This window comes from Polaromonas sp. P1_G2, assembly GCF_056405515.1.
The window spans coordinates 1-423 of the sequence record NZ_JBFUBY010001322.1 but is presented as its reverse complement, the minus strand read 5'-3'; the positions used below and the strand labels follow the sequence as shown (position 1 = coordinate 423).

Below are 423 nucleotides of genomic sequence, written 5' to 3'. Positions count from 1 at the left end.
ACGCAGATCTGCGTCTCCGGGAAGGTGCGGGCAAGGTCGAGAATATCGTCGGCCAGCTAGACGCGCGTATCGATGCAGGAGACGAGGTTGCGCGGGCCGAGCTCGGCAAAACCCTTTCGCCAGGCCGCGTCGACCAGGTAGTGGCCCTCTCCGAAATTGCGGATGCCGCGCACATTCGGATATTTGAGATGACGGTCCAGCACCTGCGCTGCGTCCGGCCGCGCCAGATGGCATTCGGCGATAATGCCCTGCGGAAAGCCGGTTTCTTGGGCAAAGGCCTGCAGCCATTCGGTTTCGTCGACCGGGTCGGGCGTGTTGACGGCAGCGTGCACATGCACGGCTTTGATCACATTGGCGAAGCGGATTTCAGCCAGATAGTCCTTGATCAGATAATGCTGGGATTTCAGCGGGGCGGTATCCGCC

Annotated in this window: 1 pseudogene; it reads right to left on the bottom strand. The window is 61.2% G+C overall.

From position 1 onward, the window contains the following. Window positions 1-56 precede the first annotated feature (56 nt). Window positions 57-423 (bottom strand): annotated as a pseudogene (locus AC1D0P_RS30365) (hypothetical protein); the annotation flags it as partial.